The sequence below is a fragment of the Pseudomonas sp. BW16M2 genome (assembly GCF_014268865.1).
Classification (GTDB): domain Bacteria; phylum Pseudomonadota; class Gammaproteobacteria; order Pseudomonadales; family Pseudomonadaceae; genus Aquipseudomonas; species Aquipseudomonas peradeniyensis.
The window spans coordinates 523,469-544,162 of the sequence record NZ_JABWRI010000001.1; the positions used below are offsets into that span (position 1 = coordinate 523,469).

A 20,694-nucleotide genomic window follows, 5' to 3' on the forward strand; every position below is an offset into this window, starting at 1 on the left:
CCGGCCTTGGCCGCTTACTGCCGTTGCGATTGAGTTAAAGGGTAGCCTCGGCTACCCTTTTTCTTTTTCTGATATTCCCTTCGGTCACGTCCCTGACCGCCCAGGATTGGTAGCCAGTCAATGTCCCTCGATATCGTCATTCTCGCCGCAGGCCAAGGCACCCGCATGCGCTCCGCGCTGCCGAAGGTCCTGCACCCGGTCGCCGGCAACTCCATGCTCGGCCACGTTATCTACAGCGCACGCCAGTTGCAGCCCAAAGGTATTCACGTGGTTATCGGCCATGGCGCCGAGCTGGTCCGTGAGCGCCTGGCCGCCGACGATCTGAACTTCGTCATGCAGGACAAGCAACTGGGCACCGGCCATGCCGTGGCCCAGGCGTTGCCGGCCATCACCGCCGATACCGTGCTGGTGCTCTACGGCGATGTGCCGCTGATCGAGGTGGAAACCCTGCAGCGCCTGCTGGCCAAGGTCAGCGAGCAGCAGCTCGGTCTGCTCACCGTGACCTTGCAGGACCCGACCGGTTACGGGCGCATCGTGCGTGACACGGCGGGCAACGTGACCGCGATCGTCGAGCACAAGGACGCCAGCGAAGCGCAGAAGGCGATCAAGGAAGGCAACACCGGCATCCTCGCCATGCCTGCCGCGCGCCTTGCCGATTGGATGGGCCGGTTGTCCAACAACAACGCCCAGGGCGAGTACTACCTCACCGACGTGATCGCCATGGCCGTGGCCGATGGCCTGGTGGTCGCCACCGAGCAGCCCCACGACCCGATGGAAGTGCAGGGCGCCAACGACCGCCGCCAGCTGGCGGAGCTCGAGCGTCACTATCAACTGCGTGAAGGCCGCCGCCTGATGGCCCAAGGCGTCACGCTGCGTGATCCGGCGCGCTTCGATGTACGTGGTGAGGTGACGGTCGGCCGCGATGTGCTGATCGATATCAACGTCATTCTCGAAGGCAAGGTGGTGATCGAGGACGACGTGCAGATCGGCCCCAACTGCGTGATCAAGGACAGCACCCTGCGCAAGGGCGTGGTGGTCAAGGCCAACAGCCATCTTGAAGGCGCGGTGCTGGGCGAGGGCAGTGATGCCGGCCCGTTCGCCCGCCTGCGTCCGGGCAGCGTGCTGGAAGCCCGTGCCCATGTGGGTAACTTCGTCGAACTGAAGAACGCGCACCTGGGCGAGGGCGCCAAGGCCGGTCACCTGACCTACCTGGGCGATGCCGAGGTCGGCGCCCGCACCAACATCGGTGCCGGCACCATCACCTGCAACTACGACGGCGCCAACAAGTTCCGCACCGTGATGGGCGAGGACGTGTTCATCGGTTCCAACAACTCGCTGGTGGCACCTGTGGAAATCCAGGCGGGGGCCACTACCGCGGCGGGTTCGACCATCACCCAGGCGGTGGAAGCCGGCCAGTTGGGCGTGGCCCGTGCGCGCCAGCGCAACATCGAAGGCTGGAAGCGGCCGGAGAAGATCAAGAAGAGCTGAGTTATCCACAGCGCTTTCGATCGAAAGCCGGCTTATGTGAATAAGCCGGCTTTTTATTGGGTGTCGTATAGAGGTCCTCTGTAGGAGCCAGTGCAGAGAGAAACTTGACGAATCGTTCATCTTAGGTTTTGATTGCACCACTTATCTTTCGAATCGAAACTTAAACCGACATGTCGAAACGAAACACCCCCCAGCGCCGCCACAACATCCTGGCCTTGCTCAACGAGCAGGGCGAGGTGAGCGTCGATGCCCTGGCCAAGCGTTTCGAAACTTCCGAAGTGACTATCCGCAAGGATCTCGCTGCCCTGGAGGCCAACGGCCTGCTGCTGCGTCGCTACGGCGGCGCGGTGACCATGCCTCAGGAACTGCTGGGCGACACAGTCCAGCCAGTATCCCTGTACAAGCAGGCCATTGCCCGGGCGGCGGTCGGACGCATCCGCGAGCATGCGCGGATCATCATCGACAGCGGCAGCACCACGGCGGCGATGATTCCACAGCTCGGGCGCCAGCCAGGCCTGGTGGTGATGACCAACTCGCTCAACGTCGCCCGTGCCATCAGCGAGCAGGAGCATGAGCCTGTGCTACTTATGACCGGTGGCACCTGGGACCCGCACTCTGAGTCCTTCCAGGGCCAGGTGGCCGAGCAGGTACTACGCTCATACGACTTCGACCAGCTGTTCATCGGTGCCGACGGCATCGACCTGGAGCGTGGCACCACCACCTTCAACGAGCTGCTGGGCTTGAGCCGGGTCATGGCCGAGGTGGCGCGCGAGGTGATCGTCATGGTCGAGTCGGACAAGGTCGGTCGCAAGATCCCCAACCTCGAGCTGCCCTGGGGCAGCGTCAACACCCTGATTACTGATGATCGCCTGCCCGCCGAGGCACGCGACCGGATTCAAGCCCGCGGCATCACCCTTATCTGCGCCGCTATCAGCTAGGAGCAACATCTTATGTGTGGAATCGTTGGTGCCGTTGCCGAGCGCAATATTACGGCCATCCTCATCGAAGGCCTCAAGCGCCTGGAATACCGTGGTTATGACAGCGCCGGCCTGGCCGTCCTGAACCAGCAAGGCGCGCTCGAGCGTCGCCGCCGCATTGGCAAGGTCAGCGAGCTGGAAGGCGCCGTGAGCGCCGATCCGCTGGCCGGCCAGTTGGGCATCGCCCATACCCGTTGGGCGACCCATGGCGCGCCGACCGAGCACAATGCCCACCCGCATTTCTCCGGGCACGATGTGGCAGTGGTGCACAACGGCATCATCGAGAACCATGAAGAACTGCGTGAAGAGCTCAAGGGCCTGGGCTATGTCTTTGTCTCGCAGACAGACACCGAAGTCATCGTCCACCTGATCCACCATCTGCTCAAGGACATTCCCGACCTGACCGACGCGCTCAAGGCCGCGGTCAAGCGCCTGCACGGCGCCTATGGCCTGGCGGTGATCAGCGCCAGCCAGCCGGATCGCCTGGTCGCCGCCCGCAGCGGCAGCCCGCTGGTGATCGGCCTTGGCCTCGGCGAGAACTTCCTGGCCTCCGACCAATTGGCCTTGCGCCAGGTCACCGACCGCTTTATGTACCTGGAAGAAGGCGATATCGCCGAGATCCGTCGTGACCAGGTGCAGATCTGGGATCAGGCCGGTCATCCGGTCCAGCGCGAGACGGTGCAGTACCACGAGGGCGCCGAAGCCGCCGAGAAGGGCAACTACCGTCACTTCATGCTCAAGGAAATCCACGAGCAGCCCACCGTGGTGCAACGTACCCTGGAAGGGCGCCTGGGCAAGGACCACGTGATGGTCCAGGCCTTCGGCCCACAGGCCGCCGAGCTGTTCGCCAAAGTGCGTAATGTGCAGATCGTTGCCTGCGGCACCAGCTACCACGCCGGCATGGTCGCCCGCTACTGGCTGGAAAGCCTGGCCGGCATCCCTTGCCAGGTGGAAGTGGCCAGCGAGTTTCGCTACCGCAAGGTGGTGGTGCAGCCGGACACCCTGTTCGTCTCCATCTCGCAGTCCGGCGAAACCGCCGACACCCTGGCGGCCCTGCGCAATGCCAAGGAGCTGGGCTTCCTCGGCAGCCTGGCGATCTGCAACAAGGGCATCAGCTCGCTGGTGCGCGAATCCGACCTGACCCTGCTGACCCTGGCCGGGCCGGAGATCGGCGTCGCCTCGACCAAGGCCTTCACCACCCAGCTGGTGTCGCTGATGCTGCTGACCCTGGCCCTCGGCCAGGTGCGCGGCACCCTCGAGGCCGGTGTCGAAGCCGAGCTGGTGGACGAGCTGCGCCGCCTGCCGGCCCGCCTGAGCGAGGCGCTGGCGATGGATGGCGTGGTCGAGAAGATCGCCGAGCTGTTCGCCGACAAGCACCACACCCTGTTCCTCGGCCGCGGTGCCCAGTACCCGGTGGCAATGGAAGGCGCGCTCAAGCTCAAGGAGATCTCCTACATCCACGCCGAAGCCTACCCGGCCGGCGAGCTCAAGCATGGCCCACTGGCGCTGGTGGACAACGACATGCCGGTGGTGACCGTGGCGCCGAACAACGAACTGCTGGAGAAGCTCAAGTCGAACCTGCAGGAAGTCCGCGCCCGTGGCGGCGAGCTGGTGGTGTTCGCCGACGAGCACGCCGGCATGAGCAACGGCGAAGGCACCCATGTGATCAACGTGCCGCACATCAACGATGCGCTGGCGCCGATCCTCTACACCATTCCGCTGCAACTGCTGTCGTACTACGTTGCCGTGCTCAAGGGCACCGACGTCGACCAGCCGCGTAACCTGGCCAAGTCGGTGACGGTGGAGTAACACCGCTGCTGTCGAAGCAAGGCTACCGAACGCCCCTGGTCCGCCAGGGGCGTTCTATTTCTGAGTGTTCGACAATGGATTTGTAGCGTTCTCGTCCTACGCGATTGTACGTCCGTCGCTGTAGGACATTTCTTAAACGTGCCTCTGGCATGGATCAATGTTTTCCCTCGTTGTTTGCCCTAACGTCGCCCGACCCATCAGTCATCAAGGACGACAGTAAATGCAGACGCTGCAACGAAAGCACGATATCCAGCCACTGGAAGGCGCTGAAATGACCCTGCTGGTCAATGGCCTGCCTGCGGTCGCCAGTGCCGGCGAAACCGTACTCAGCGTGCTCAACGCCGTTGGCCTGCGCCAGCTGGCGCGTAACGACCATGGCCAGCTCAGCGGTGCCTACTGCGGCATGGGCGTCTGCCATTGCTGCCTGGTGCAGATCGATGGGCGTCCCAAGCGTCGCGCCTGCCAGACCATCGTCAAACCGGGCATGAGCATCGAGACCGAGGTCAATCGCGTGCAAGAGGAGGCCCACCCATGAGCCTTCGTCCCGTGATCGTCGGTGGCGGTTCGGCCGGCATGGGCGCCGCCATCGAGCTGGCCGAACATGGCGTGGATTGCCTGCTGTTCGACGAGGCCTCGCGCCCCGGTGGCGTGGTCTATCGTGGCCCGCTGCGCGCGGGTGTCGACCTGGGCTACCTGGGGCCGCGCTACACCAAGGCCCTGACCAAGCTGCATGAAGATTTCGCCGCCTGCGCCGAGCGCATCGACCTGCGCCTGAACCATCGCGTGGTGGGTGGGGACGATCAACGGCTGATGGTCCTCGATGCTGATGAACAGCTGCACGAGATCGACTACTCGCACCTGCTGCTGGCCGCCGGATGCCACGAGCGCAACGTGCCGTTCCCCGGCTGGACCTTGCCCGGTGTGATCCTGCTCGGCGGCTTGCAGCTGCAGATCAAGAGCGGTGTGGTCAAGCCACTGGGCAGCACGCTGATTGCCGGTACCGGGCCGTTGCTGCCGCTGGTCGCCTGCCAGCTGCACGCCGCCGGCGCCAAGGTGGCCGGCGTGTATGAAGCCTGTTCGTTCAACCGTATCGCCAAGGAAAGCCTGGCGTTGATGAACAAGCCGCAGCTGTTCCTCGATGGCTTGAGCATGCTGGCCTACATGAAGCTCAACGGCATCCCCATGCATTACGGCTGGGGCGTGGTGGGCGCCACGGGTGACGGCGAGTTGCAGGAGGTCCAGGTCGCCCCCTACACCCAGGACTGGCAGCCGGACATGACCCGTATCCAGCGCGAGCAGGTGCGCACCCTGGCGGTGGGCTACGGCTTCATTCCACGGACCCAGCTCAGCCAGCAACTGGGCCTGGCCCATGGCTTCAGCGAGGACGGCTACCTGCGCGCCGAGTGCAACGTGTGGCAGCAGAGCAGTCAGCCGAACATTCACCTGGCCGGCGACATGGCCGGTATTCGCGGTGGCGAGGCGGCGATGCTCACCGGGCGTATCGCCGCGGTGTCGATGCTGCAGCAGATGGGCAAGCTCGATGCCGAGCAGGCGATCGAGCGCCGTGAGCGTTTCCTCGGCAAGCTGGCGGCGATCAAGCGCTTCCGCTCCGGGGTGGAACGCTACACCGCACGCGGCGCGGCACAGATCCAGCTGCCCCAGGCCGACACGGTGATCTGCCGTTGCGAAAACGTCACCCGCGACCAGATCGACCTGGCCCTGGAGCAGGGCGTGGAGGACATGGCCAGCCTGAAGATGCGTACCCGGGTAAGCATGGGCGACTGCCAGGGGCGCATGTGCGTCGGCTACTGCAGCGACCGCCTGCGCAGCGCCACCGGACGCCCGGACGTGGGCTGGCTGCGTCCGCGCTTCCCGGTGGACCCGATTCCGTTTTCCGCATTCGAACAACTCGGCACGGAGGCCTGAGCATGAACAAGCATTACGACATCATCATTGCCGGTGGCGGCGTGATCGGCGCGTCCTGTGCCTACCAGCTGTCCAAGCGGCATAACCTGAAGATTGCCCTGATCGACTGCAAGCGCCCGGGCAACGCCACCCGCGCCTCGGCCGGCGGCTTGTGGGCCATCGGCGAGTCGGTGGGACTGGGCTGCGGGGTGATCTTCTTTCGCATGATGTCCTCGCGCAACAAGCGTGAGGCCAACGGCGCGGCGGTGGTGGTCGACTCGAGCACGCCGCACATCCTGCCGGAGTGCTTCTTCGACTTCGCCCTGCAGTCCAACGCGCTTTATCCACAGCTGCACCAGGAGCTGATCGAGCGCCACGGCATGGACTTCAAGTTCGAACGCACCGGGCTCAAGTACATCATCCAGGATGAGGAAGACCAGCTGTACGCCGAGCACATCGTCAAGCAGATCCCGCACCTGGCCGACCAGGTACGCTGGCTCGACCGCGACGCGCTGCGGGCCTCGGAGCCGGCGGTGACGCTCAAGGCCAATGGCGCGCTGGAGTTTCTCTGCGACCATCAGGTCAGCCCGTTCCGCCTGGGCGATGCCTACATGGAGGCGGCGCGGCAGAACGGCGTCGACCTGTACCCGAACGTGAACATCACCGGCGTGCTGCATGAAGGCTCGCGGATCAAGGGCGTGCGCACCGCCGAGGCCGGTGAGTTCCACTGCGCCACCTTGATCAATGCCGCTGGCGCCTGGGCCGCGGAGCTGAGCGAGTGGGCGACCGGGGAGAGCATTCCGGTCAAGCCGGTGAAGGGTCAGATCGTGCTGACCGAGCGCCTGCCCAAGCTGCTCGATGGCTGCATCACCACCAGCGATTGCTACATGGCGCAGAAGGACAATGGCGAGATCCTGATCGGCAGCACCACCGAAGAGAAGGGCTTTGATGTCAGCAACACCTTCCCGGAAATCAGCGGCTTGGTGCAGGGCGCGATCCGCTGCGTGCCGCAGCTGGCGCAGGTGAACCTCAAGCGCACCTGGGCCGGCCTGCGCCCGGGGTCACCGGACGAGCTGCCGATTCTCGGGCCTGTGGATAATGTGCAGGGTTATTTCAATGCCTGTGGACATTTCCGTACCGGGATCCTCACGTCAGCGATTACCGGTGTGTTGCTGGACAAGGTTGTCCACAACGAGGCGTTGCCGCTGGATATCACGCCATTCCTGGCGTCGCGGTTCCGTGAGGGTGTGGATAAACAACTGGCCCACGGCTAGGCCTGGCACTTGTGGGAGCGGGCCAAGCCCGCTCCCACACCGTTTTGCTACAAGGTGCTCACTCAGATCTGCATCGCTTTCCCATCCACATTCATCGCCGCCTGGCGCAGGGCCTCGGAGCGGGTCGGGTGCGGGTGGCAGGTGAGGGCGATGTCCTCGGCCGAGGCCGAGAATTCCATGGCCACGCAGAACTCGCCGATCATCTCGCTCACGCTCGGGCCCACCAGGTGCACGCCCAGAACCTCGTCGGTGACGGCGTCGGCGATGACCTTGGCGAAGCCTTCGGTCTCATGGTTGATCTTGGCCCGGCTGTTGGCGGTGAAGGGGAATTTGCCGACCTTGTAGGCACGGCCTTCGGCCTTAAGCTGCTCTTCGGTCTTGCCGACACTGGCCAGTTCCGGGCGGGTATAGATGACGCCGGGGATCAGGTTGTAGTTGACCTCGTGGGGCTTGCCGGCGATGCGCTCGATGCACGCCACCGCTTCGTCCTCGGCCTTGTGCGCCAGCATCGGTCCGGAAGTGACGTCGCCGATCACCCAGATGCCTGGGACCGCGCTACGGTGATGGTCGTTGGCGAGCATGCCGCGCTTGTCGGTTTCCAGCCCCACGCTTTCCAGGTTCAGGCCCTTGGTATAGGGACGGCGACCGATGGCCACCAGCACGTAGTCGGCCTGCAGGGTTTCGGCGTTGCCACCGGCGGCGGGCTCCAGGGTCAGGCTGACGCCGTCGGCGCTGGATGTGGCCTGGGTCACCTTGCTGCCAAGCTTGAAGGTCATGCCTTGCTTGGCCAGGGCCTTCTGCAGGGTCTTGGCGGTTTCCTCATCGGTGCCTGGGCAGATGCGGTCCAGGTACTCGATCACCGTCACTTCGGCACCCAGGCGGCGCCATACCGAACCCAGCTCCAGGCCGATCACGCCGGCGCCGATCACGATCAGGTGCTTGGGCACCTGGGGCAACGCCAGGGCGCCGGTGGAATCGATGATGCGCTGGTTGTCGATGGTCACGCCGGGCAGCGGCGTGGGTTCGGAACCGGTGGCGATGACGATGTCCTTTGCCTGCAGGGTGGTTTCGCTGCCGTCCTCGGCCTTGACCAGCACTTTGCCGGCGCCGTCCAGGCGGCCCCAACCCTTGACCCAGTCGACCTTGTTCTTACGGAACAGGTACTCGATGCCCTTGGTCAGACCGGTCACGCTTTCGTCTTTCTGCTTCATCATCTGGCCCAGGTTGAGGGTCGGCTTGACCTCGATCCCCAGGTGGGCGAACTCCTCGCCGCTGGCCGCCTCGTACAGCTCGGACGCATGCAGCAGTGCCTTGGAAGGCATGCAGCCGACGTTCAGGCAGGTGCCGCCCAGGGTCGAGCGACCCTCGACACAGGCCACGCTCAGGCCCAGCTGGCCGGCACGGATCGCTGCGTTGTAGCCGCCGGGGCCGCCGCCGATGATCACCACGTCATAGGATTTCATGGGTTTCGTTACTCCGAGAGTGTGAGGAAGCGAAGAGGGGCACAAGGTTAGTCTGAGCGATTGAAATTGTATACAATCTGTTGTGCGGCCCGGACCAGATAGTTCTAGACTATGGTCGCGATTAACGGAAACTTCGCACGAATGAACTACCCTGATCCGGTGACGTCCGACACCTTGAGGCCTGACGTCCCGTATCAATGAAAGGGAGGGTCATGAATGCTTGCGCAACTTCCACCCGCATTGCAGAGCCTGCACTTACCTTTGCGCGTCAAGCTGTGGGACGGCAACCAGTTCGATCTGGGGCCGAGCCCGCAGGTCACCATCCTGGTCAAGGAACCCCAGCTGATCGCCCAGCTCACCCACCCGAACCTGGAAGAGCTTGGCTCCGCCTTCGTCGAGGGCAAGCTGGAGCTGGAAGGCGATATCGGCGAAGTGATTCGGGTCTGCGACGAGCTCAGCGAAGCCTTGCTCAAGGATGAAGACGAGTTCTTGCCGGAGCGCACCTCGCATGACAAGCGCACCGACGCCGAAGCCATTTCCTACCACTACGACCTGTCCAACGATTTCTACCAACTGTGGCTCGACCCGGACATGGTCTATTCCTGCGCCTACTTCAAGGAGCCGGACAACACCCTGGCCCAGGCCCAGCAGGACAAGTTCGATCACCTGTGCCGCAAGCTGCGCCTGCAGGCCGGTGATTATCTGCTGGATGTCGGTTGCGGCTGGGGCGGGCTGGCGCGGTTCGCCGCCCGCGAGTATGGCGCCAAGGTATTCGGCATCACCCTGAGCAAGGAGCAGTTGAAGCTCGGTCGCCAACGGGTCAAGGAGGAGGGCCTGGCCGACAAGGTCGACCTGCAGATCCTCGACTACCGCGACCTGCCCCAGGATGGCCGCTTCGACAAGGCGGTCAGCGTCGGCATGTTCGAACACGTCGGGCATGCCAACCTCGAGCTGTATTGCCAGCGGCTGTTCGGCGCGGTGCGGGAAGGTGGCCTGGTGATGAACCATGGCATCACCGCCAAGCACGTCGATGGTCGCCCGGTCGGTCGCGGCGCGGGTGATTTCATCGACCGCTATGTGTTCCCCCACGGCGAGTTGCCGCATATCTCGATGATCACGGCGCGGATCTGCGAGGCGGGCCTGGAGGTGGTCGATATCGAGAGCCTGCGCCTGCACTACGCCAAGACCCTCAACCACTGGAGCGAGAACCTGGAGAACCAGCTGCACCGCGCTGCCGCGCTGGTGCCGGAGAAGACCCTGCGCATCTGGCGCCTGTACCTGGCCGGTTGCGCCTACGCCTTCACCAAGGGCTGGATCAACCTGCACCAGATCCTTGCGGTGAAGCCCTACGCCGACGGCCACCACGACCTGCCATGGACGCGTGAGGACCTCTATCGCTGATCGGGTAGCCCGGCGTGCCGACAAGGCTCGCCGGGCTACAGGATCGGTGAAATCAGCCGCGCGATGCGCATCCCCAGCTGTTGCAGGCGATGGGTGTCGCGGCTGTCCTCCGCGGTGATCTCCCGGGCCTGCTCGAAGTCATTCTCCAGCATCTGTTCGACCTGGTCGGCGAAAGCACGGTCCACGGTCAGCAGGGTGATCTCGAAGTTCAGCCGGAACGAGCGGTTGTCGAGGTTGGCGCTGCCGATGGCGCTGACCTCATCGTCCACCAGCACCACCTTCTGGTGCAGGAAGCCCGGCAGGTAGCGGAACATGCGCACCCCGGCGCGCACCGCCTCGAAGGCGAACAGGCTGGAGGCGGCGTAGACGATGCGGTGGTCGGGGCGCGAGGGAATCAGGATGCGCACGTCGACACCCCGCAGCACCGCCAGGCGCAGGGCGGCGAAGATGGCTTCGTCGGGGATGAAATAGGGGCTGGTGATCCACACCCGTCGGGTAGCCGAGTGAATCGCCTCGAGGAAGAACAGCGCACAGGTTTCCTGTGGATCGGCCGGGCCGCTGGCCAAGGCCTGGCACAGCACGCCGTTCTCCGGGTAGACGTCGGGCAGGATCAGCGGCGGCAGCTGGCGCGTGGCCCAGTACCAGTCTTCGGCGAAGGACTCCTGCAGGCAGGCCAGCACCGGGCCGCCGATCTGTACATGGGTGTCGCGCCACGGTGACAGCTTGGGGTGTGCCCCGAGGTATTCGTCTCCTACGTTATGGCCGCCGAGAAACCCGAGCAGGCCATCGACCACGACGATCTTGCGGTGGTTGCGGAAGTTGACCTGGAAACGATTGAACCAGCCGCGCCGGGTGGCGAACGCCTCGATCTGCACGCCGCCGTCGCGCAGCACCTGGCTGTAGCTGGCCGGCAGGGCATGGCTGCCGACGCGGTCGTACAGCACGAACACCCGTACGCCTTCGGCGGCCTTGCGCAGCAGCAGTTGCTGCAACTCCCGGCCGAGGGCGTCGTCATGGATGATGAAGAATTGCACCAGCACGGTGTCCCGCGCCATGCGGATGGCCGAGAAGATCGCCTCGAAGGTGGCGGCGCCATCGATCAGCAGCTTCACCTCGTTGTTGGCCAGGCAGGGCATGCGCCCCAGCTTGGGCATGGCGCGCAGGGCGGCGTAGCTGTCGGACTCGCGGGCGGTCAGCGCTTCCTCCACCCAGGGCCGCCAGTTCAGGTTGGCCATGGCCACGTGCATTTCCTGGTTGGCCTGACGCCGCGCCTGGATATAGGCATAGAAGGAACGGGCGCCGAACACCAGGTAGGGGATGAGGGTGAGGTAGGGGATGAACAGCAGCGACATGGCCCAGGCGATCGCACCTTGGGCGGTGCGCACGGTGAATACCGCATGCAGCGCGGCGATGAGGCCGAGCAGATGAATCAGGCCGAGCAAGTAACCGAAGAAGTAGGGGCTGTGGAAATCCATACGCATCCTGCTTGCCGAGAGCACTGCTGCTAACAGACCACGTTCGAGGGTGTGCCTGCAACCCAAAGGCGATTTTGACGTCTAACGGCTCAGTCCGGCCGGAGCCGGTATTTCGAGGAGCTTTCATCCATGAAGATTCGTCTGCCACTGCTCGCCCTGGTACTGGGGCTGGGTAGCCCGCTGGTTCATGCGCAGATGCTGCAACCCGGCCTGTGGGAACTGACCACCAGCAACATGCAGGTCGATGGCAAGCCGCTGCCGGACATGGAGTTCATGCTCGGTCAGTTGAAGAACCTGCCACCCGAGCAACGGGCGATGATGGAGGGTGCCCTGGCCAAGCAGGGCATCACGGTGGGGGGCAAGGGGGTGCGCTCGTGCCTGACTGCGGAGCAGGTCAAGACCAATGACATTCCGCTGCAGGATCCGCAGTCCGGGTGCACGCAGAAGATCACCGAGCGCAATGGCAATGTCTGGAAGTTCCAGTTCAGTTGCCCCAAGGCCCAGGGTAACGGCCAGGCCACCTTCCTCAGCGACCGGGAGTTCCTGACCAAGGTCAACGGCACCTTCAATGCATCCGGGGTTCAGCAGCAGGGCAGCATGGACACCCGGGCGGTCTGGCTTGGGAATGACTGTGGAACAGTCAAACCGCGTACCTGATCTGTCACCAGCGATAGCGACTGACCGCCACCGCGTCGTGGGCATGCAGGCTCTCTGCATGTTCCACGCGCACGCTGAAGCCACTCACGCCCGCTAGCGTTCGCAAGGCCGCATGCAGGCGGCGGGCGGCATCCTCGCAGAACATCAGGTTCTGTCCATTGGCCAGGGCAAAGGCCTGCTCGTCGGCGCGCTTCACTGCCGTCTGTACGGCCGTGCCCAAGGCTGCCTCCGCTGTCTCGATCAACTCAGTCAGTCTGAACTCATCGCCGTCCAGGCGGACCTGCAGCTTGGCCAGGCTCCTCTGGCTGTGGGGTGTCGCAACGATGCCGTCGCTGCTGCCAAGCCATTGGCGAACACGTTCCCGCTCCAGCGACTGATCAGCGAAGTCCCGGTCGAACTGCGCCTGGATCAGCTGCCTGGCCAGCGCCGCCGAGCATGGGCAGGTCGAGGAGTAGGGAATGTGCACCGATAGTTCCACGTGGAACATTTCATCTTTCAGCTGGGCTTCGATGCTCACCGGGTAGCGTTTCCAGCCTGCCAGCGGGCTGACCAGCGCCGGGCGTTTGAGCAGGTGATCGAACGCCAGACGCAGGTAGGCGGTGTTCGAAAGGCCCTCGTGGCTGGCAAGAAAATGCTCGAGCGTCCGGCGAATCAGCCGGGGGCTCAAGGCTTGTTGTTCCAGCGCTTCCAGCGCCAGGTACAACCGTGACATGTGGATGCCCCGGGCTGCGCCGTCATCAAGGCTCACGCCGGCATCGGCGTGGGCGCCGAGGCTGCGTCCGTCGACCAGCAGCGGCAGGGCGATACCGCACATGCCGACCCAGTCCAGCGGCAGTGCCTGCTGGTTGCTCTGTGCGGCGATGTCGGGAAGGGCAAGGCTAGACATGGAAGAATCCTGAAGTGATGGCAGTCAGCGGCAACCGCCGACAAGGCTGCAGTGCAGGTTGAAGCGTTGACCGCTGGAGCTGGAAACACGGTTGAGGGTGGTCCAGCCGATGCGGCGGCTGTAGCCCACCCAGGCTTCACCGTCGCTGGCCAGCCCGGTGAAGAAGGTCAGCGTGTCGTAGCGGCTGTTGGTCTGAGCCCACAGGCGTTTGCCTGCCACTTCGTAGCCACGCAGGTAGAAGGTGCTGCCTTCGGTACGCACGCTGTAGTAGTTGCCTTGGCCATCCTGGCAGGCGAGCAGGGTCGCGCTGCGGGTGCACAGGGCGAGGTCGGTGTGGGGCATGGCGAAAAGCTGCGTGGGTGCTGTGAGCAGCAGTAGGGCAGCGAGGCCGGATGATTTCATGACGCTCTCCAGACAACCGTTCGGTCGACACGGCTTGGCGAAATTGTATTGTTATAATATAACATTATGCAATGCATCGATTCGAATGCGCCTGCCCGATGAGGTTAGTCATGCCCAACCGTCTCCCTGTCACCGTGCTGTCCGGCTTTCTCGGCGCCGGCAAGAGCACGCTGCTCAACCATGTCCTGCGCAACCGCGACAACCTGCGCGTCGCCGTGATCGTCAACGACATGAGTGAAATCAACATTGATGCCAGCGAGGTCCAGCGCAACGTCAGCCTGAACCGGGCCGAAGAAAAACTGGTGGAGATGAGCAACGGCTGCATCTGCTGCACCTTGCGCGAGGACCTGCTGGAAGAGGTGGCGCGGTTGGCGAGTGAGGGCCGCTTCGATTACCTGCTGATCGAGTCGACCGGCATATCCGAGCCGCTGCCGGTCGCCGAGACCTTCACCTTTCGCGACGAGCAGGGGCGCAGCCTCTCCGACATGGCGCGCCTGGACACCATGGTCACCGTGGTCGACGGGCTGAACTTCCTGCGTGACTACCAGGCCGCCGAGAGTCTCGCCAGCCGTGGCGAGACCTTGGGTGAACAGGACGAGCGCTCGATCAGCGACCTGCTGATCGAGCAGGTCGAGTTCGCCGACGTGCTGTTGCTGAGCAAGATCGACCTGATCAGCCAGTCTGACCGCGAGGAACTGGTGGCCATCCTGCGCAGCCTCAATGCCCGGGCGCAGATCGTGCCGATGGTGATGGGCCAGGTGGCGCTGTCGCGCATCCTCGATACCGGCCTGTTCGATTTCGATCAGGCGGCCCAGGCTCCGGGCTGGTTGCGCGAACTGCGTGGCGAGCATGTGCCGGAAACCGAGGAATACGGCATCGCCGCCAGCACCTGGCAGGCACGTCGACCGTTCCACCCGCAGCGCTTCTACGACTTTATCCACACGCCCTGGAGCAATGGACGGTTGCTGCGTTCCAAGGGCTTCTTCTGGCTGGCCAGCAAATACCAGGAGGCCGGGAGCTGGTCCCAGGCCGGTGGCATGATGCGTCACGGCCTGGCGGGGCGCTGGTGGCGCTTCGTGCCACGCGAGCAATGGCCGCAGGACGAAGAGAACACTGCGGCGATCCTCAAGCAGTGGTCGGTGGAAAGCGGCGATTGCCGTCAGGAACTGGTGTTCATCGGGCAGGACATCGACTTCCAGCGGTTATCCACAGCGCTGGAGGCCTGCCTGCTCACGGACGACGAGATGGAATCGGGGCCGATGGCCTGGCTGCGTCTGCCCGATCCTTTCGGGGCCTGGCATGAGGACGCGGTGGCATGACTGTGGATATCCGCCAGGTGTTCGGTGAATCACCCCAGGTGATGACCGACATTCTTCAGGATGGCGTCAACCTGGCGGTCTGGCAGCGCCGCCTGCCGGCCCAGGTGGAGGACTTCGCCAACCTGGTGCTCAGCCTTGGCCAACCCCTGGCCGATGAGCGGGTGATCGAGGTGGATGAACGTCACCCGCCAGCCTTGCCCGGTTTGCTCAGGGAGGCCGCCGATCTGCACGGCTATGACGGTTTCGTCGCGGATGTGGCTTGGCTGGTGGCCGCGTACACCTGCCTGCTGGGCGCCCGTCGTCTCGGTGTGCGCGTGCGGGTACTGGACGGGGCGATGTGCCCGCGCATGCATGTGGACCATGTGCCGGTGCGCCTGCTCAGCACCTATGCCGGTGCGGGCAGCGAATGGCTGGCGGAGGGAGCGATCGATCGCGCGCGCTTGCAGCAGTCGTCGCCGCCTGTGGATAAGGTTCGGCGCCTGGCGGCGGGAGAGGTGGCTTTGCTGAAGGGCGAGAAGTGGCTGGGCAACGAGGGCGCGGGATTGGTCCACCGGTCACCACTGACGCCTGCCGGGGAGCGCCGGTTGTTGCTGAGCCTGGATTGGTTGGCATGAATCGCGGGGCCCGGCGGTATAGACTGCCATCAATCCACCCCGATACCGAGCCATGCTGCAGAACATCCCCACCCATGTAATCGCCGGCCCACTCGGCGCCGGCAAGACCAGCCTGATTCGCCACCTGCTGGACCAGCGTCCGGCTGGTGAGCGCTGGGCCGTGCTGGTCAACGAGTTCGGCCAGGTCGGCCTTGATGCCGCCTTGCTCAGCCGCGACGAGGCGGGCATCGCCATCGGTGAAGTGGCGGGAGGCTGCCTGTGCTGCGTCAATGGCGCGCCGTTCCAGGTGGGGCTTGGCCGCTTGCTGCGCAAGGCTCGCCCGGACCGCCTGTTCATCGAACCGTCCGGCCTCGGTCACCCGGTCGAGTTGCTGGAGCAGCTGGGGCGTGCGCCCTGGACTGGCGTGCTGTCGGTCCAGCCACTGCTGATGGTGCTGGATGCCGCGGCGCTGTCCCGGGGCGACGTCCTGCCCGGGGCTCAGCGCCAGGCACTGGCGAAGGCGGGGTTGCTGGTGTTCAACAAGGCGAGCGTTGTGGATGAAGCCGAACGCTTGTTGATAACTGCATCACTACCCGCAATACCGGCGCGCTGGACGGATCACGGGATACTGCCGCTTGCTGCATTGCCTGTTTCAACCCCCGTGGCGGCAGGTACTGTCGACCCTGGCAGACTGCCTGTGGATAACGGTGCGGTGCCGTTGCCCACCCTGTGGACCGATCCGCGACAGCCGATCTGCCAGTTTCAGCAGGGTGAGGGAAGTTGGAGCGTCGGCTGGCGCTGGCATCCCGACCAATGCTTCGACGAGGCCGTTCTGCGTGGTGTGCTCGAGCAATGGCCGTGGCGCCGGGCGAAAGGTGTTATCCACAGCACCGAAGGCTGGCAGTCGTTCAACGGACTGGAAGGCGGGACGCTGGAGTGGCGGCCCAGCGAATGGCGCAAGGACTCGCGCATCGAGCTGATCTTCGATCAGCCGCAACCCTTGCAGGCCCTGCAAGCGGCCATCGGCGGCTGCCAGCTGATCCGTTGATCAATTGCGCCAGCGGTTATGCTCCTGGCGCCACTGCTGCATCTCGATGACGTTGTCGGCACGCGGCGGGGTCTTGATCTCGAACGGATAGGGCGCGAGCTCGATCTGCATGGTGTGGGCGCCGAACTGGGTGACGGTGCCGGGGTGGCGCTGTTCGCCGGTGACGGTGAACTCGAAGTTGTAGATGCGCGCCAGGCGCTTCCTGCCATTGGCGTCACGCACGAAGGCGATGCGCTTCAGCGCCACGGCGTCGTCGAGCAACTCCAGGTCGAGCTTGGCGCAATGCTGCTTGACCCGTGCCAGGGCCTTTTCGCGCAGCCCGTGGTTGTGCCACAGCCAGGCGCCTGCGGTCGCCACCAGCATCAGGACGAAGAGGTTTTCCAGGGTCAGCATTTGCGTAAGCTCCAGACAGGTCGATCCAGCTTAACTGCGTCTCTGGCCTGTCGTACAGATGGCAATCAGGTTCATACTGCGGGCCGCACACTTATTCACACAGTTTCGGAATCGTCCCGCATGAAACGTACGCCGCACCTGCTCGCCATTCAGTCCCACGTGGTCTTTGGACACGCCGGCAACAGCGCCGCGGTGTTTCCCATGCAGCGGGTCGGGGTCAACGTCTGGCCGCTCAACACCGTACAGTTCTCCAACCATACTCAGTATGGACAGTGGGCCGGGGAAGTGCTTGCCCCAGCGCAAATTCCCGCGTTGGTGGAAGGCATTTCCAATATCGGTGAGCTGGGCCATTGCGATGCGGTGTTGTCGGGCTACCTGGGCAGTGCCGAGCAGGGGCGGGCGATCCTGGCTGGCGTCGAGCGGATCAAGGCGGTCAATCCCAAGGCCCTGTACCTGTGCGACCCGGTGATGGGGCATGCCGAGAAGGGCTGCATCGTACCGGCGGAGGTCAGCGAGTTCCTGCTCGAGGAGGCGGTCGCCAAGGCCGATATCCTGTGCCCGAACCAGCTCGAGCTGGACAGCTTCTGTGGCCGTCGCGCGCAGTCGCTGGAAGATTGCGTGAGCATGGCGCGCGGGTTGCTGGAGCGCGGGCCGCAGGTGGTGCTGGTCAAGCACCTGAATTATCCACAGCGGGCGGACGATGCCTTCGAGATGCTGCTGGTGACCCGCGATGCCAGCTGGCACCTGCGCCGGCCCTTGCTGGCCTTCCCACGCCAGCCGGTAGGCGTGGGCGACCTGACCTCCGGGCTGTTCCTCGCCCGCGTGCTGCTGGGTGACGACTGGTTGCAGGCTTTCGAATTCACCGCCGCCGCCGTGCATGAAGTGCTGCTGGAAACCCAGGCCTGCACCAGCTATGAACTGCAGCTGGTGCGGGCCCAGGATCGCATCGCCCACCCGCGGGTGCGCTTCGAGGCGCAGCGTTTGCTCTACTAGATCGAATCAGTCTTGAGGTTCTGGTAGCGCTGTTCCAGCTCCTGGCGGATCTGGCGGCGTTGCTGGCCCTGCAGGAAGCGGCGCTTCTCCTCGCTGCTCTGCGGCTGGCGCGGTGGCACCTTCACCGGGCGACGGTCGTCGTCCACCGCGACCATGGTGAAGAAGCAGCTGTTGGAGTGGCGCACCGAGCGCTCGCGGATGTTCTCGGTGACCACCTTGATGCCCACCTCCATCGAGGTGTTGCCGGTGTAGTTGACCGAGGCCAGGAAGGTCACCAGCTCGCCGACATGCACCGGTTCGCGGAAGATCACCTGGTCCACCGACAGGGTCACCACATAGGTGCCGGCATAGCGGCTGGCGCAGGCATAGGCGACTTCGTCGAGGTACTTGAGCAGGGTGCCGCCGTGTACGTTGCCAGAGAAGTTGGCCATGTCCGGTGTCATCAGGACGGTCATGGTCAGCTGGGCGTTTCCAGGTTCCATAGAGAGCTCACGGTGAATTTGCACGGATTCGGGGCGGGTATCTGCAGACACTTCTGTTTCCCCTCGTTGAGGTTTCCCATCCTGGTACGGGACGTCGGCTGACGCTCCATCGTCACGCCAATCTTGCCATCGGCGGTGTCGAATCGGCCGATCTGTTTCTGCATATTGCATCGGCAATTTGTGGCAAGGCGCGATGTTAACCTGACGACGCCCATGCAACGTGGGCTTTTGCGTCTATCACAACAGTATGTGCCAGCTCCGCGCCGAAGGATCGTCCGGCAGAGGAGCGGTTCGCCCCGAGCACCGAAAACAAGGAGTATCACGCCATGCATGCCATCAGCTTCATCCAGGACCTGGCGGTGATCATGCTGGTTGCCGGGGTGGTCACCATCCTCTTTCATCGCCTCAAGCAGCCAGTGGTGCTGGGTTACATCGTCGCCGGTTTCATCATCGGCCCGCACACGCCGCCGTTCGGCCTGATCCACGACGAAGACACCATCAAGACCCTGGCCGAACTTGGGGTGATCTTCCTGATGTTCTGCCTGGGCCTGGAGTTCAGCCTGCGCAAGCTGTTCAAGGTCGGCGCCACGGCTTTCATCGCGGCGTTCCTGGAAATCGTCCTGATGATCTGGATCGGTTTCGAGATCGGTCGCTGGTTCGGCTGGAACACCATGGATTCGCTGTTCCTCGGGGCGATCCTGGCGATCTCCTCGACCACCATCATCGTCAAGGCGCTCAACGACCTGAAGATGAAGAACGAGCGTTTCGCCCAGCTGATCTTCGGCGTGCTGATCGTCGAGGACATCCTCGGCATCGGCATCATCGCGCTGCTGTCGGGCATTGCCGTCAGCGGCTCGGTAAGTTCCGGCGAAGTGTTCTCCACCGTGGGCAAGCTGTCGCTGTTCATGATCGTCGCGCTGGTCATCGGCATCCTGCTGGTGCCGCGGCTGCTGGCCTACGTGGCGAAATTCGAAAGCAACGAGATGCTGCTGATCACCGTGCTGGGCCTGTGCTTCGGCTTCTGCCTGCTGGTGGTCAAGCTCGAGTACAGCATGGTGCTTGGCGCCTTCCTGATCGGCGCGATCATGGCCGAGTCGCGCCAGCTGCTGAAGATCGAACGGCTGATCGAGCCGGTTCGCGACCTGTTCAGCGCCATCTTCTTCGTCGCCATCGGCTTGATGATCGATCCATCGATCCTGGTCGAGTACGCCTGGCCGATCGTGGTCATCACCCTGGCGGTGGTGCTGGGCAAGATGCTCTCCTGCGGCATGGGCGCGTTCATCGCCGGCAACGACGGGCGCACCTCGTTGCGCGTGGGGATGGGGCTTTCGCAGATCGGCGAGTTCTCTTTCATCATCGCCGCCCTGGGGGTGACCTTGCAGGTCACCAGCGACTTTCTCTATCCGGTCGCAGTGGCGGTGTCGGCCATCACCACCTTGCTGACGCCGTACCTGATCCGGGCTGCTGACCCACTGTCGATCAGGCTGGGCAAGGTGGTGCCGAGCCGCGTGGCACGGGTGCTGTCGTTGTACGGCGAATGGTTGCGCAGCATCCAGCCGCAGGGCGAGGGGGCCATGCTGGCGGCGATGATCCGACGCATTCTGCTGCAGGTCGGGGTCAACCTGGCGCTGGTGATCGCGATCTTCTTCAGTGGCGGTTATTTCGCCGGGCGCATCGGTAACTGGCTGAGCGAGTGGGTGGCGGATGCCGGCCAGCAGAAGGCACTGATCTGGGGCGCGGCATTGCTGCTGTCGCTGCCGTTCCTGATCGCGGCGTATCGCAAGCTCAAGGCGCTGTCGATGTTGCTGGCGGAGATGGGCGTCAAACCCGAGATGGCCGGGCGGCATACCCAGCGGGTACGGCGGGTGATCGCCGAGGTGATTCCGCTGCTGTCACTGCTGGTGATCTTCCTGCTGCTGTCGGCCTTGTCGGCAAGCATCCTGCCGACCAGCGAACTGCTGCTGGTCATCGTCGTGGTGGCGGCGGTGGTGGTGGCACTGCTGTGGCGCTGGCTGATCCGAGTGCATACGCGGATGCAGGTGGCATTGCTGGAGACGCTGGAGAACAACCGCGATCATTCGCACTGAGCGCGCGGTTAACGCTTTCTGCGCAAGATTTCACCGTCGTCC

19 protein-coding genes are annotated in these 20,694 nt (G+C 64.0%); 13 read left to right on the forward strand and 6 right to left on the reverse strand.

What is annotated here, in order from left to right:
- The first annotated feature begins 120 nt into the window (after window positions 1-120).
- The 6 genes from glmU (at window position 121) to hcnC (ending at window position 7,453) form a co-directional block, all read left to right on the forward strand.
- Window positions 121-1,488, forward strand: a complete 1,368-nt coding sequence (gene glmU, locus HU735_RS02385) for a bifunctional UDP-N-acetylglucosamine diphosphorylase/glucosamine-1-phosphate N-acetyltransferase GlmU (RefSeq protein ID WP_186712251.1) — start codon at window positions 121-123, stop codon at window positions 1,486-1,488.
- Window positions 1,489-1,658: 170 nt separating this feature from the next.
- Window positions 1,659-2,426 (forward strand): DeoR family transcriptional regulator, encoded by a 768-nt coding sequence (locus HU735_RS02390; RefSeq protein ID WP_028690016.1) that lies wholly within the window; start codon window positions 1,659-1,661, stop codon window positions 2,424-2,426.
- A 12-nt stretch (window positions 2,427-2,438) separates the two neighbouring features.
- Entirely contained in the window at window positions 2,439-4,274 is a 1,836-nt protein-coding gene (glmS, locus tag HU735_RS02395) for a glutamine--fructose-6-phosphate transaminase (isomerizing) (protein ID WP_186712252.1), read from the forward strand.
- 220 nt (window positions 4,275-4,494) lie between these two features.
- Window positions 4,495-4,809 carry a cyanide-forming glycine dehydrogenase subunit HcnA gene (gene hcnA / locus HU735_RS02400; RefSeq protein ID WP_050707591.1) on the forward strand — a complete coding sequence of 105 codons (315 nt, stop codon included), beginning with the start codon at window positions 4,495-4,497 and terminating at the stop codon, window positions 4,807-4,809.
- The gene (gene hcnB, locus HU735_RS02405) at window positions 4,806-6,200 is read left to right on the forward strand and encodes a cyanide-forming glycine dehydrogenase subunit HcnB (protein WP_186712253.1); all 1,395 of its coding nucleotides are present in this window, start codon (window positions 4,806-4,808) and stop codon (window positions 6,198-6,200) included. Before hcnA ends, hcnB begins: the two co-directional genes overlap by 4 nt.
- Window positions 6,201-6,202: 2 nt before the next feature.
- Window positions 6,203-7,453 (forward strand): cyanide-forming glycine dehydrogenase subunit HcnC, encoded by a 1,251-nt coding sequence (gene hcnC, locus HU735_RS02410; protein ID WP_096049068.1) that lies wholly within the window; start codon window positions 6,203-6,205, stop codon window positions 7,451-7,453.
- Between the two features lie 62 nt (window positions 7,454-7,515).
- On the opposite strand, the gene lpdA is transcribed toward hcnC, so the two are convergent.
- A complete protein-coding gene (gene lpdA / locus HU735_RS02415; RefSeq protein ID WP_186712254.1) occupies window positions 7,516-8,916 on the reverse strand; it encodes a dihydrolipoyl dehydrogenase in 1,401 nt (466 codons plus the stop codon).
- A gap of 216 nt (window positions 8,917-9,132) precedes the next feature.
- On the opposite strand from lpdA, the gene cfaB reads away from it, so the two are divergent.
- On the forward strand, window positions 9,133-10,317 hold the full coding sequence (gene cfaB, locus HU735_RS02420; RefSeq protein WP_186712255.1) for a C17 cyclopropane fatty acid synthase CfaB: 1,185 nt from the start codon (window positions 9,133-9,135) through the stop codon (window positions 10,315-10,317).
- A 35-nt stretch (window positions 10,318-10,352) separates the two neighbouring features.
- Here cfaB and cls read toward each other — a convergent pair whose 3' ends face one another.
- Window positions 10,353-11,792: a cardiolipin synthase gene (gene cls, locus HU735_RS02425; RefSeq protein WP_186712256.1), complete on the reverse strand. Its 1,440-nt coding sequence runs from the start codon at window positions 11,790-11,792 to the stop codon at window positions 10,353-10,355.
- A 129-nt stretch (window positions 11,793-11,921) separates the two neighbouring features.
- On the opposite strand from cls, the gene HU735_RS02430 reads away from it, so the two are divergent.
- Complete coding sequence (locus tag HU735_RS02430; RefSeq protein WP_050707585.1) at window positions 11,922-12,449, forward strand: DUF3617 domain-containing protein; 528 nt, start codon at window positions 11,922-11,924, stop codon at window positions 12,447-12,449.
- A 4-nt stretch (window positions 12,450-12,453) separates the two neighbouring features.
- On the opposite strand, the gene folE2 is transcribed toward HU735_RS02430, so the two are convergent.
- The gene (gene folE2 / locus HU735_RS02435) at window positions 12,454-13,335 is read right to left on the reverse strand and encodes a GTP cyclohydrolase FolE2 (RefSeq protein ID WP_186712257.1); all 882 of its coding nucleotides are present in this window, start codon (window positions 13,333-13,335) and stop codon (window positions 12,454-12,456) included.
- 24 nt (window positions 13,336-13,359) lie between these two features.
- Window positions 13,360-13,737 carry a glutamine synthetase gene (locus tag HU735_RS02440; protein WP_186712258.1) on the reverse strand — a complete coding sequence of 126 codons (378 nt, stop codon included), beginning with the start codon at window positions 13,735-13,737 and terminating at the stop codon, window positions 13,360-13,362.
- Between the two features lie 110 nt (window positions 13,738-13,847).
- Between HU735_RS02440 and zigA the strand changes: the two genes are divergently transcribed.
- Genes zigA through HU735_RS02455 form a run of 3 tightly spaced genes read left to right on the forward strand, consistent with a single transcriptional unit; the run spans window position 13,848 to window position 16,697 of the window.
- A complete protein-coding gene (gene zigA, locus HU735_RS02445) occupies window positions 13,848-15,056 on the forward strand; it encodes a zinc metallochaperone GTPase ZigA (RefSeq protein ID WP_186712259.1) in 1,209 nt (402 codons plus the stop codon).
- Window positions 15,053-15,670 carry a DUF1826 domain-containing protein gene (locus HU735_RS02450; RefSeq protein WP_186712260.1) on the forward strand — a complete coding sequence of 206 codons (618 nt, stop codon included), beginning with the start codon at window positions 15,053-15,055 and terminating at the stop codon, window positions 15,668-15,670. Before zigA ends, HU735_RS02450 begins: the two co-directional genes overlap by 4 nt.
- A gap of 52 nt (window positions 15,671-15,722) precedes the next feature.
- Window positions 15,723-16,697: a CobW family GTP-binding protein gene (locus tag HU735_RS02455; protein WP_186712261.1), complete on the forward strand. Its 975-nt coding sequence runs from the start codon at window positions 15,723-15,725 to the stop codon at window positions 16,695-16,697.
- Here HU735_RS02455 and HU735_RS02460 read toward each other — a convergent pair whose 3' ends face one another.
- Window positions 16,698-17,090: a DUF3301 domain-containing protein gene (locus HU735_RS02460; RefSeq protein WP_050707579.1), complete on the reverse strand. Its 393-nt coding sequence runs from the start codon at window positions 17,088-17,090 to the stop codon at window positions 16,698-16,700.
- Window positions 17,091-17,210: 120 nt separating this feature from the next.
- On the opposite strand from HU735_RS02460, the gene pdxY reads away from it, so the two are divergent.
- Window positions 17,211-18,083: a pyridoxal kinase PdxY gene (gene pdxY / locus HU735_RS02465; RefSeq protein WP_186712262.1), complete on the forward strand. Its 873-nt coding sequence runs from the start codon at window positions 17,211-17,213 to the stop codon at window positions 18,081-18,083.
- Here pdxY and HU735_RS02470 read toward each other — a convergent pair.
- Window positions 18,080-18,565: an acyl-CoA thioesterase gene (locus HU735_RS02470; protein ID WP_023629682.1), complete on the reverse strand. Its 486-nt coding sequence runs from the start codon at window positions 18,563-18,565 to the stop codon at window positions 18,080-18,082. The two genes, pdxY and HU735_RS02470, sit on opposite strands and share 4 nt — an antisense overlap.
- A gap of 326 nt (window positions 18,566-18,891) precedes the next feature.
- Here HU735_RS02470 and HU735_RS02475 point away from each other — a divergent pair, with 326 nt between their 5' ends.
- The gene (locus HU735_RS02475; protein ID WP_186712263.1) at window positions 18,892-20,652 is read left to right on the forward strand and encodes a cation:proton antiporter; all 1,761 of its coding nucleotides are present in this window, start codon (window positions 18,892-18,894) and stop codon (window positions 20,650-20,652) included.
- Window positions 20,653-20,694 lie beyond the last annotated feature (42 nt).

What these genes read in the sequence shown, in the direction of transcription:
- glmU (WP_186712251.1), top strand. Translation starts at nt 121, where the DNA reads ATGTCCCTCGATATCGTCATTCTCGCCGCAGGCCAAGGCACCCGCATG.
- HU735_RS02390 (WP_028690016.1), top strand. Translation starts at nt 1,659, where the DNA reads ATGTCGAAACGAAACACCCCCCAGCGCCGCCACAACATCCTGGCCTTG.
- glmS (WP_186712252.1), top strand. Translation starts at nt 2,439, where the DNA reads ATGTGTGGAATCGTTGGTGCCGTTGCCGAGCGCAATATTACGGCCATC.
- hcnA (WP_050707591.1), top strand. Translation starts at nt 4,495, where the DNA reads ATGCAGACGCTGCAACGAAAGCACGATATCCAGCCACTGGAAGGCGCT.
- hcnB (WP_186712253.1), top strand. Translation starts at nt 4,806, where the DNA reads ATGAGCCTTCGTCCCGTGATCGTCGGTGGCGGTTCGGCCGGCATGGGC.
- hcnC (WP_096049068.1), top strand. Translation starts at nt 6,203, where the DNA reads ATGAACAAGCATTACGACATCATCATTGCCGGTGGCGGCGTGATCGGC.
- lpdA (WP_186712254.1), bottom strand. Translation starts at nt 8,916, where the DNA reads ATGAAATCCTATGACGTGGTGATCATCGGCGGCGGCCCCGGCGGCTAC.
- cfaB (WP_186712255.1), top strand. Translation starts at nt 9,133, where the DNA reads ATGCTTGCGCAACTTCCACCCGCATTGCAGAGCCTGCACTTACCTTTG.
- cls (WP_186712256.1), bottom strand. Translation starts at nt 11,792, where the DNA reads ATGGATTTCCACAGCCCCTACTTCTTCGGTTACTTGCTCGGCCTGATT.
- HU735_RS02430 (WP_050707585.1), top strand. Translation starts at nt 11,922, where the DNA reads ATGAAGATTCGTCTGCCACTGCTCGCCCTGGTACTGGGGCTGGGTAGC.
- folE2 (WP_186712257.1), bottom strand. Translation starts at nt 13,335, where the DNA reads ATGTCTAGCCTTGCCCTTCCCGACATCGCCGCACAGAGCAACCAGCAG.
- HU735_RS02440 (WP_186712258.1), bottom strand. Translation starts at nt 13,737, where the DNA reads ATGAAATCATCCGGCCTCGCTGCCCTACTGCTGCTCACAGCACCCACG.
- zigA (WP_186712259.1), top strand. Translation starts at nt 13,848, where the DNA reads ATGCCCAACCGTCTCCCTGTCACCGTGCTGTCCGGCTTTCTCGGCGCC.
- HU735_RS02450 (WP_186712260.1), top strand. Translation starts at nt 15,053, where the DNA reads ATGACTGTGGATATCCGCCAGGTGTTCGGTGAATCACCCCAGGTGATG.
- HU735_RS02455 (WP_186712261.1), top strand. Translation starts at nt 15,723, where the DNA reads ATGCTGCAGAACATCCCCACCCATGTAATCGCCGGCCCACTCGGCGCC.
- HU735_RS02460 (WP_050707579.1), bottom strand. Translation starts at nt 17,090, where the DNA reads ATGCTGACCCTGGAAAACCTCTTCGTCCTGATGCTGGTGGCGACCGCA.
- pdxY (WP_186712262.1), top strand. Translation starts at nt 17,211, where the DNA reads ATGAAACGTACGCCGCACCTGCTCGCCATTCAGTCCCACGTGGTCTTT.
- HU735_RS02470 (WP_023629682.1), bottom strand. Translation starts at nt 18,565, where the DNA reads ATGGAACCTGGAAACGCCCAGCTGACCATGACCGTCCTGATGACACCG.
- HU735_RS02475 (WP_186712263.1), top strand. Translation starts at nt 18,892, where the DNA reads ATGCATGCCATCAGCTTCATCCAGGACCTGGCGGTGATCATGCTGGTT.